11 protein-coding genes are annotated in these 9,412 nt (G+C 58.6%); 4 read left to right on the forward strand and 7 right to left on the reverse strand.

Annotated features, from left to right (window positions below; all coding sequences use genetic code 11):
- Window positions 1–283 precede the first annotated feature (283 nt).
- Both NL112_RS22780 and NL112_RS22785 read left to right on the forward strand, forming a co-directional pair.
- Entirely contained in the window at window positions 284–1,630 is a 1,347-nt protein-coding gene (locus NL112_RS22780) for an orc1/cdc6 family replication initiation protein (protein WP_121578264.1), read from the forward strand.
- A gap of 212 nt (window positions 1,631–1,842) precedes the next feature.
- The gene (locus NL112_RS22785) at window positions 1,843–3,141 is read left to right on the forward strand and encodes a transposase (protein ID WP_255153111.1); all 1,299 of its coding nucleotides are present in this window, start codon (window positions 1,843–1,845) and stop codon (window positions 3,139–3,141) included.
- 170 nt (window positions 3,142–3,311) lie between these two features.
- Here NL112_RS22785 and NL112_RS22790 read toward each other — a convergent pair whose 3' ends face one another.
- Together NL112_RS22790 and NL112_RS22795 are read right to left on the reverse strand one after the other, a co-directional pair.
- Window positions 3,312–3,635, reverse strand: coding sequence for a DUF6788 family protein (locus tag NL112_RS22790; protein ID WP_255153113.1), 324 nt, complete (start codon window positions 3,633–3,635; stop codon window positions 3,312–3,314).
- Between the two features lie 124 nt (window positions 3,636–3,759).
- Window positions 3,760–4,173, reverse strand: a complete 414-nt coding sequence (locus NL112_RS22795; RefSeq protein ID WP_092665166.1) for a MarR family winged helix-turn-helix transcriptional regulator — start codon at window positions 4,171–4,173, stop codon at window positions 3,760–3,762.
- A 128-nt stretch (window positions 4,174–4,301) separates the two neighbouring features.
- On the opposite strand from NL112_RS22795, the gene NL112_RS22800 reads away from it, so the two are divergent.
- Complete coding sequence (locus tag NL112_RS22800) at window positions 4,302–4,850, forward strand: DUF8170 family protein (protein WP_255153115.1); 549 nt, start codon at window positions 4,302–4,304, stop codon at window positions 4,848–4,850.
- 63 nt (window positions 4,851–4,913) lie between these two features.
- Here the strand turns inward: NL112_RS22800 and NL112_RS22805 are convergent, their stop codons facing one another.
- From NL112_RS22805 to NL112_RS22825, 5 genes are all read right to left on the reverse strand, one after another.
- A complete protein-coding gene (locus NL112_RS22805) occupies window positions 4,914–5,741 on the reverse strand; it encodes a hypothetical protein (RefSeq protein ID WP_255153116.1) in 828 nt (275 codons plus the stop codon).
- 88 nt (window positions 5,742–5,829) lie between these two features.
- Window positions 5,830–6,762, reverse strand: a complete 933-nt coding sequence (locus NL112_RS22810) for an ImmA/IrrE family metallo-endopeptidase (RefSeq protein WP_255153117.1) — start codon at window positions 6,760–6,762, stop codon at window positions 5,830–5,832.
- Window positions 6,763–6,849: 87 nt separating this feature from the next.
- Window positions 6,850–7,197, reverse strand: coding sequence for a DUF8013 domain-containing protein (locus NL112_RS22815; protein WP_255153170.1), 348 nt, complete (start codon window positions 7,195–7,197; stop codon window positions 6,850–6,852).
- 10 nt (window positions 7,198–7,207) lie between these two features.
- Window positions 7,208–8,092, reverse strand: coding sequence for an IS1595 family transposase (locus NL112_RS22820; RefSeq protein WP_255153104.1), 885 nt, complete (start codon window positions 8,090–8,092; stop codon window positions 7,208–7,210).
- Window positions 8,022–8,981 (reverse strand): hypothetical protein, encoded by a 960-nt coding sequence (locus NL112_RS22825; RefSeq protein WP_255153118.1) that lies wholly within the window; start codon window positions 8,979–8,981, stop codon window positions 8,022–8,024. Before NL112_RS22825 ends, NL112_RS22820 begins: the two co-directional genes overlap by 71 nt.
- A 55-nt stretch (window positions 8,982–9,036) precedes the next feature.
- Here NL112_RS22825 and NL112_RS22830 point away from each other — a divergent pair, with 55 nt between their 5' ends.
- Window positions 9,037–9,282: a DUF8139 family protein gene (locus NL112_RS22830; protein WP_255153119.1), complete on the forward strand. Its 246-nt coding sequence runs from the start codon at window positions 9,037–9,039 to the stop codon at window positions 9,280–9,282.
- Window positions 9,283–9,412: the final 130 nt, after the last annotated feature.

The raw sequence follows: 9,412 nt of genomic DNA on the forward strand, positions 1-9,412 counted from the left end.
CCGGTACTATTCGGATTGAGACCACGTCTGGTGTTTCATCTTGCACACGGGGAGTGTCTCTGCTGAGTTCTTCTGACCCGCCTCGTCGTTGACGGCTGTTCGACGAGCCTTCTGGGATTTCATATCGCACACGGGGGGCTATCACGACCAATTGATTTCGCCCGCGGTCACGGAGTCCACCCGACTACCCGACTCCTAAGCACTTCTATCCGGTGAATTCGACCGATTTAACCTCGCACACGGTACCCATATTTATTTATAGTTTCGACCTAACTGCGCAAACATGGCTGACGGCGACGATCAACAATCCCTCTCACAATCTATCAAAGGCCGTCTTCAGGAGGGAGTCCAAAATTCTGTCTTTCGAGACAAGGGGCTCCTCGACCCGGATGCCGTCATCGACGAGGATCGAATTGTCGGTCGTGATGAACAGCTGGACGACATCATCACCTACCTACGACCGGCACTGCAGGGGAATCGTCCACCCAATATGCTCCTCTACGGGCCGTCGGGGACTGGGAAGTCACTCATCATCAATGCGGTCTGCCAGCAGGTTCTCGAACTCGCGAACTCGCAAGGAGATCGATTCGGCGTCATCAAAATCAACTGCCAGACGATCAAATCGCACGACCGGGCTGTCTATCGCCTCGTGAAGAACGCGGCCGAAGAAGCCGGCGTCGACGTCGGTGTCCCCGAGAGCGGGATCTCGACTGACCAGAAGCTCGATCGGTTCTACGAGATTCTGAGCAACAACTTCGACTCAGTCATCATCATCCTCGACGAGGTCGACCTTCTGGTGGGCCGGCAACGCGACCCGAACGACGAGCCGGCGTATTCGAAACTGCTCTACCAGCTGTCGCGAGCGTCGCAGCTTGGGCGCATCGAGGGCCATGTGTCCGTCGCCGCGCTTACGAACGATCCCCGATTCATGGAGGACCTCGACGGGCGGGCGGAGAGTTCGTTTAATCCGCAGGACGTCGTTTTCCCTGACTACGACGCGAATCAACTGCAATCGATTCTCGAACGTCGTCGCGACGCGTACCAGGACGATGTCCTCGAGGATGGAATCATTCCGCTCAGTGCTGCATTCGCTGCTCAAGATCACGGCGATGCGCGGAAGGCAATCGATCTGTTCCGGAAGGCGGGTGAAATCGCCGACCGAGGTGGAGAAGATACGGTTCGTGAAGAGCACGTTCGCGACGCCCAGAAGGAAGCCGAACGGGACCGGACGCTGACCCAGATGCAGGGCCTCTCGACGCAAAAGAAGCTCTCGCTCTACGCTACTGCGATCGTCCCTGTTTATTCACAGCGCAATCTGAACGCTGTCCCCAGTACGGTTGCCTATCGAGTGTACCAGTACCTCACCGACCTCCTGGATGCCGATGAAAAATCGCGCGACTCCTATCTGCGATATATGAACGAAGCTGAGACCTACAATTTCGTTACGTCGGAGAAGCGGGGGCGCGGCTATGGGAGTGGTGTCCACAAAGAGTACACTTTCGTTGACGATCCGGAGGTAGTCGCCGAGACTCTCCAAGCTGATGTCCGCCTCGAGGATGCTGAACACGACGAGGATCTCGTCAAATCCGTTGTCAACGCGCAGATAGACGATTTCTTCGAAGGGAACTAACGCGAAGACTCCCCGACGCCGGCTCCGAATTCATTTCGCACACGGGGGGTGGTTCCGGCGGGCGTGTTGTTAGAATGACTAGATATGTCTGACAACGGTACGCAAGATTTCATTTCGCACACGGGGTGTCCCCCCGCCCCAGATTTGGAATTATCTCACGGTGTGTCGTCCGTAGGTATTTAAAAGATTACGGGTATACCGCAGGGCGTCGGATGGCCGACACCGCTACCGTCACGAAAACGCTCGAGGCCACCCTTGTTGATCCAACTGCGCACAAAGAGCGGAAACTTCGTGAAACGGTAGCGACATACCAAGATGCGCTCGAAGCTGCCTTCGATAGTGAAGCGAATACGCGGTCAGAAATCAACGATCTCGTCACCGGCTACGATTTGACTTCGTACGCAAAAGACGCTCTCAAACAATACGTCCCCCAACTCGAGTACAGCTACGATGCGGATGAGTTAGCTGAAGACCATCCTGTTCGCTTCACTCACCGTGGGCTGCAGATTGATCACTCCTCAACACGGGCCCACGAGTTCTGCTGGCGCGTTCCTCAGGCAGGCTACGGGACTGGCTTCTGGGTTCCGCTGCAGATCAACCCTGAGCAGAAACCGCTTTGGTTTGATCTCTTGGACGGAACTGCATCAGCTGGTGAATTTCGACTCACTCAGCATCGAGCATCATGGACGTTGCACGTTACTGTAAAATACTCGGTTAAAGAGCCCGAGGTCCCGGATGACCCGACGCATATCGGGTTCGACGTCGGTGAATCGACGTTGCTCACGGGCTGTGCCCTACAACATGACGCACCGACGGATCCATTCTTGTTTGATGGCAGTCGGGCACGACGAATACGGAAGGAGATGTACACGACTCTCAAGCGCTTACAGGAGCGAGATTCTGCAGACTGGCGTATCCAGTGGCGCTTCGAACATTTCCAGAACGCCCTCACTGATATCGTGGAAAAATCGACCACCCAGGCTGTCGAATATGCCTGTCAGTTCGAGAGTCCCGTCATCGTCCTCGAAGATCTATCGTATATCCAAGAACGGCTGGACTACAGTGCTCATTTGAATCGACGATTACACTCGTGGGCCTTTGCTCAGCTAATCAGCCGTCTTGAAGACAAGGCGCTTGAAGCGAGCGTCCCCGTCGAGTTCGTCCCACCTGCGTACACGTCCAAGACGTGCCATGAGTGTGGTCATATCGGATCTCGCTCCTCACAAGCCGAGTTCAAGTGTACCAATCCCGACTGCTGGGTAACTGAATATCAGGCGGATATCAATGCAGCGGCAAACATCGCCCGTCGTGCCGATCCGTGGGGAGAGAGTGTGCCTTGGAAAACGGGACACGATGACTCCCCGCGGAATGGGAGCCCCTGTGACAGGGCCTTGGAACGCCGAGAGGAGAGTCGGAATCCCCGACAGATGACGCTCTCGGAGTATAGTTCCGAAACCTCCTCATCTGATGAGACTACCCCTGTGGGGAGTACCGCAGCAGATAGCAAATGAGGATGTCACCTCTCATACGGGGTCCGCTTCGAAAGGGCCCTCAATTCATTTCGCACACGGGGGGCCATTGCCGATTTCATATCGCACACGGGGTGTGTTGCCTCGACGCCGTCAGCGAATTCACTTCGCATACGGGGTGTGGTTCCGGCGAAATAACGCCAGTTGTCGGCTTACTCGTCCGGGTTGACTGGCGATTTATATTTTGACTTGACCTTCTCTCCCTCTCGCCACTGCCAGTAGTAGTAGCGGTTGTCGTTGATCTCCTTGATTGTGATCGTGGCCTTCGACGGGACGTCGTCCGGAAGATTGTCCGGCCGCTCGTCGACCTCGTCATCTTCCGATTCCTCCTCGAGACGCGCTTCGCGAGCTTTGTGCTCTGCCAGCTCTTCGGCGTAGCGCGCGACGTGCTGGAGCTGGTCCGGCGAGTAGCCGTTGAGTGTGTTGACGAGATCTGTCGGGAGTTCCGCCGGCGGCGTCGGTGGCTCGTAGGACATCAGCGGTCGCCTCGTATTAACCAACAGAGCCCGTATCGGCATAGATTTGTTGGTTAACCAGGATATCGTCTCGTCACGGGCCAAAGAGTGCGAATAGCAAACTATTCAGAAATAGACCGTGCCGTTAGACGCCGTCGGGACGAGGGGCGTTCTCGTACTTGACCATCTTCTCGGGCTTGTCGGAGATGGTGTCGTAGATCTGCTGGAGCGTCTCTTCAGCAGCCAGCAGGTTGTGCTCCTCTAGGAACTCCCGTCCCTCCTCCGTGAGGCCGTAGAACTTCCAAGGGTAGCCCTGCCGGCGCTGGTCATCGTCCAGGGCGACCTCCTTGACGATGCCGGCGTCGATGAGCTTCTGGATGTGTTTGTAGACGGTGGCGTCACTCACGCTGGGGTTGAGCTCCTCGAGCTCGTACATCGAAGGCAGCTGGTCGGGGTGCTGGAGGATGTTGTTGATCAGCGCGAACCGCGTCTGTTGGGTGACGAAGTGGACGAGTTCGCGGGATTCCATCCCCTCAGCTGTCCCCAGGTCGGTGCTCATACGACACGATACACGGCCTAGCGGCAAGTAGTTTACCCTTGAGTAAACCACTCTGGACTAAATCACACCTGACTAAGCTGGTGATTTACTCCGTAAATCATATCGCACGACGCTGAGAGGGGCCATATATGTCCGACGAGGAGCCGCCCGTCCCTGAAGAAGTCCTCACGAGTGCGAAGGACCAACTCGACGACGACGAGATTTCGCTGGCGGACAACGAGGAGATCCTCCACGCCCTGAGCGAACTGACCCCCCTCTACGAAAACGAGCGCTCGTACTTTGTGCTCGGAAACTACGATCGGGAGCCGATTCGCCGGCTGAACCTGGTGGTCGACCGGCTCAACCGCCGGCAGGACGCCTACGCCTTCCGGATGGTCGACATCCGCGGGGAGTGGGACAACAGCATCCAGAAGTTCTGCCTAATTGCCGACATCGTGACCTACCTCGTTGGCGTCGCCGAGAAGGAACCGAGTGACTTCCTCGTCGAGCAGGGCCTCCTCGTCGGCACGACGGAGTTTTTCGAGAAAAGCCACGTCCTCAAGCGGGTGTACGAGGACGAAGACCACCCCTTCGGCTGGATGCAGGACGGCGTCTTCGAGCTGTTCGAGCAAGAGGGACGGCTGTATCGCTGGCAGACCGAGGAGGAGCTCGTCGACGTCACAGAAGAACTTCCGTGACGGCAGTGGAACCGTAACTGTCTGCGTTAACCAACGTGGGGGATGTACAGGATGTTCTGTTGGTTAACCCGAATCAGCTGTATTAGCCGGGAGTCGGCCATCCGGTCGCGGCACTCGGCCGCGCTTGATTTCGTGATCGACGCGACGCAGGTGCTTACATCCGCCGGCGGGGGACCGCTGCTGCCAGTCTAGACAGGTACAGGATTCGCCGACGACGTCGACTTCGTAGCGGTTCCCGGATGCCGACTGCACCTCGTACCGACCGCCCTTCTCCAGCAACGAGACCGACATCTCCTCGGTGACCGCGCGACGGGTACGGGGTTCGAGATCGTCGACCTGCCCACCGTTGGCTGAAGCGACCATCCGATCGCGAACGTCTCCTGTACAGCCACCATCCGGGGCGACGGCGTCAGGCTCGCCGACTCGCTCCTGAAGGCGGTCCTCGACCGGGTGGCCCTGTGGCCACAGGAAGTGGACTTCACGCCGCTCGCGATGGTCGTAGGACCCGCAGTCAACAGCGCTCCCGGTCCAGACCCGCCACGCCCCAAGCGCACTCATCACGTCGACGATGAGGCGCGGAACTGACTCGTGCTCGATGGGGTAGAATATCCGAAAGCGCGTACACTCCTCCTGCGGGGGGATTGTCGTCCACCACTCGACGTCGGTGTGCCAGCTCTCGAACATCGCCGTATCCTGCCCGTATCCGACAGTCACGTCATCGATTCGCGGGAATGTACTGTCCGAATCGGACGGTCCCTCTTCGAGCAGTTTCAGCACCGCGTACCGCAGATACTCGTGGGCTGCGTTCTCAGTTGAGTGGGCGACCAGTTCGTGGTGGGTTGCGATCTGTTCTGCTTCCTCAAGAACGGCGGAGAGGTATCTCTCGGTCATCGGTCGTGGTCTCCGGCGAGTGCCTCCGCCCCTCTGCAGGCACTGAAAGACTTAACCAACAGAGTAGGCGAACGACCCTCCATGTTGGTTAAGCCACGCTGTCGAGAGCATCGATGATCTCTTCAGCCGTGGTGCTGATCCGGCCGAGGCGCTCTCGAACGATCTCGGGATCGTCCGACTCCCACACGGCCAGGTAGAACGCTGACCCGCTCGTGTCTAGCCCGTAGTACCGACCGACGACGTAGGCGACCGCCTCGGCCTCGACCTCGCGTTTCGACCGTTCGGTGTCGTCCTCCACGTCGAAGTGAAGCAGGGCGTGTGCGAACTCGTGGATCAGTGTCCGGGCGAGATCGGCATCGTTCTCCCGGTCGCGAACCTCGACGAGCGGCTGGACGTCGACGAGGCTCAGCTGCTCACAGATGCCTTTCGCCTCGCCATGGGTCCACTCCGCTTCGGGGACGATGCGAACCGTCACGCCAAGTTCGTCGGCGACACCAGTCAGCCGAGCAACGAGGTCGCCGGCGTCTCCGGTGGCTTCCGTGTCGAGGTCGGGAAGTGGTTCTCCCTCGGTCTGAGAGATGTCGAACACCGGGGCAGGCTTGAATCCGACGAGGCCCTCGGACCACTCCTCGGGCGGCGTCTCGTCGTACTCACAGTCGCTGTCCTCGTGGTAGCGCGGCGAGTTCCCGCACTCCGGACACTGCTTGGTGATGATCGGGGCCCAAATCCAGATGGCTGACTCGCCCTCCTGGACGTGCCGATCGAACTCCTCCTGCCACGTCCGGTAGCCGGCGACCTTTGTCGCGTCGGGGTATTGCCGCTTGATCAGCAGCGTGTTCCGGTAGGAGTAGTCGTGGAACCGGCTCTGAACGTCCAGCCACTCTTGGAACTCGGCGCTGGCCTGCGCGTCGTCGACGCCGGCGACGAGGTCGTCGATCCACTGTTCGATGGTACTGTTCATCTCGTCTGATCGCGTGTCGGTCTGGTCGAAGGAGACCGACGAGTCTCTGGTCGTAGACATAGTGGTCACTGAATCGGACGAACGCGATTTTGCCAGTTCACAACGCGCCGCACCCCTCAGGGGCGGATGAACGACCCTCGGGGAGCGCTATCGAAGCTCGGCTGTATCGTCCGCGAAGCCGACTGTGACGAGATACTCGAGGAATTCGTCGAACCGATCCACGTCGCTGGGCGTGTCGGTCGCGAGGTGGCGGGCCCACTCGACTGCCCACTGAAACGCAGGATCAGCACCGCCCTTCCCATGGATATACCACCAGCGCGCCGCTTTCAGCACGACGAGCGGGTTCGTCGGCGGCTCCGTACTCGCCAGCGCACGGGTCAGCGATCCGATCTCCTCGGGAACGTCGCTTGCGTCGACGTCGCCGGACTGCGTGTTCGCGATATCGATGGGAATCTCGTCGATCGAGACATCTCTCGGCGCTCTTGTGGCGTAGATTGTTGGTGAATCACAGTGCAGTTTCGAGGATGGTTTTGAGCGCTTCTTCACCCGGTTTTCGGAACACTTCACGGCGGAGCTGAAACGCTCGGAGATACGGTGTGAGTCTGTCTTTGGAGACGCCTCGATGTGGCGAGAGCCACCGTCGCGCCAGCGACGCGTGGCTCTCGCAGGTGTTCACATGAACGTCTCCATCAACGTACTCGCCGTCGCCGTGGACGACGTATTCACGAGTGAATGCGTCGTCCGCTTCGAGCGGTTCGTATGCCCGAAAGCCGTCGGTATAGACGGTCAGCGACTCCTGCTGGCGGTCGGCCAGCAGGAGTCGAATCGTCGATTCGGTAGCGGCTTTTGCTGGGATCACGTACCGCTCACCGCGGCCACGATCTGCGAGAATGAACACGGGTGGCTTGTCCTCGGTGTACGTTCCACGTCCACGCGTGGACAGCGCACGCGAGCGCGACGGCCCGTCGCGCTCGCGGCCTTTGCGTCCCGCCTTCACGTAGAACTCGTCGATCTCAACCGGCCCTTCGAGATGGAACTGAGGCGCGTCCAGCGCTCGCAGGAAGCGCTGGACGCGCCGATAGACCGTCTTGTACGAAACGTTGATTTCGACGTCTAGCTGTCTCAGACTGGTGTTGAAGCGGATGTAGGTGTAGACGGCGAGAAACCACTTTCTGAGTGCGACCGCAGAGTGTTCGAAAACCGTGCCCGTCTGATCGTTGAACGTGCGGTCGCAATCCTTACACAGATACCGCTGAAACACCCGATAGCTGCCGTACCGAATCACCGATTCGGCACGGCAGCGTGGGCAATAGACGCCGTCACGCCAGCGAATCTGTGCTAGCAGATTCGCGGCCCGACGCTCCGAGACGAACGTCTTGATTGGCATCATCGTTCGTCGGGTGACGCGACCGCGTCACCCTTGCCCGCTGTGACTTCCAGCTACTGCTCAGGACTGACCAACAATCCTCTACCCAAGAGCGCAGGTCAAAGTAGTCCTGCAGGTCTTCCTTCACGCGACGGATCGAGATGGTCAGCGGCTCCACCTCATCGCCGTACGCCGAGGAACTCTCCAAGATGCGGTAGAAGATGATCTTGTTGATGAGCAGGTAGGCGGCCTGCGCGGCGAACTCTTCTTCTATGTGCCGCTTCTCCTCCTCGTCGGTCTCCTCGTCCGTGTACTCCAACCCCTGATCATCCGCCCAGTCGCTAAAACGGGACTGGAAATCCTCGTCTTCATCGAGCTGCTCCCGCAGGTTCTCTGTCATCTCCGGGGCGACGAACTCGTGCAGGCTGCGAACCCGCTCGATGAACGCTGCGTCGAGCGCGTCCCACTCGCCCTCCCCGCGTTCCATCTCGGCTATCTCGTCTAGCAGGAAGTCCGCGAACTCGGACAAGTCCGTGATGCCCTCGTAAGACTTCGTGGAGCGCTCGAGCAGGGTCTGACCGCGCTCGAAGGCGTTGAACATCACGAGTCGCTGGCCGTTGAACGTGCAGAAGTAGCCCGCCCCGAGCTGACCGGCGTACCCGAACGCCTGTTGAATCACGTCCGGCGAGTACGGGTCTATGTTCCGGTTGCCCGGCTCGCCCGGCTTCTTTGCCTCCACGACGAACACGGCGTCGCCGCTGTCATCGAAGATAACTATGTCGGCGAACCCCTCGATGTTCTCGCCATACTCGGGCCGAGCAGTGCCGAACGTTATTCCGTCTCGATCCGGCTCCTCCTCTATGGCGTTCTGAAGGTGACGGTAAAGCTCAAAGTGGACATCCGCCTCACTCATTACAACTGACTGCTCAGTCCACCATTTAAATACTTACGCAGAAATCTGCCTCCAGATGGAAGACATCTCGCAACCGGCCGACGAGGTCTACTCGCCCGGCGATGAGGTGCGTGTCTATCTCGGCCCCGACGATCCGGACGGCGAACATCACGGGAAGGTGGGGACGGTTGTTGATATCCTAGAAGATTCTCTTGCCGAGGAAACCGAGCGCAATCTGGACTCATACTCGTATAGGGTTGAAGTGGACGGTCAGGAACTCGACATCTGGTTCCGCCACCGAGACCTAGTGCCAGAGAGGTGAGGTCTGTGGAGCCTCCCTTGAGCCAGTTCACTAATTCTATTATAGCTATTCCAGAGTAGTAATCTATTTCTAAATAGAGTAAAATTCTAAAATAGAATTCTATCCAAGCGATTCACCACAGAGTTAAGTC

Origin of the sequence: Halorarius halobius, assembly GCF_024298865.1 — an archaeon.
Taxonomy (GTDB): Archaea; Halobacteriota; Halobacteria; order Halobacteriales; family Haloarculaceae; genus Halorarius; species Halorarius halobius.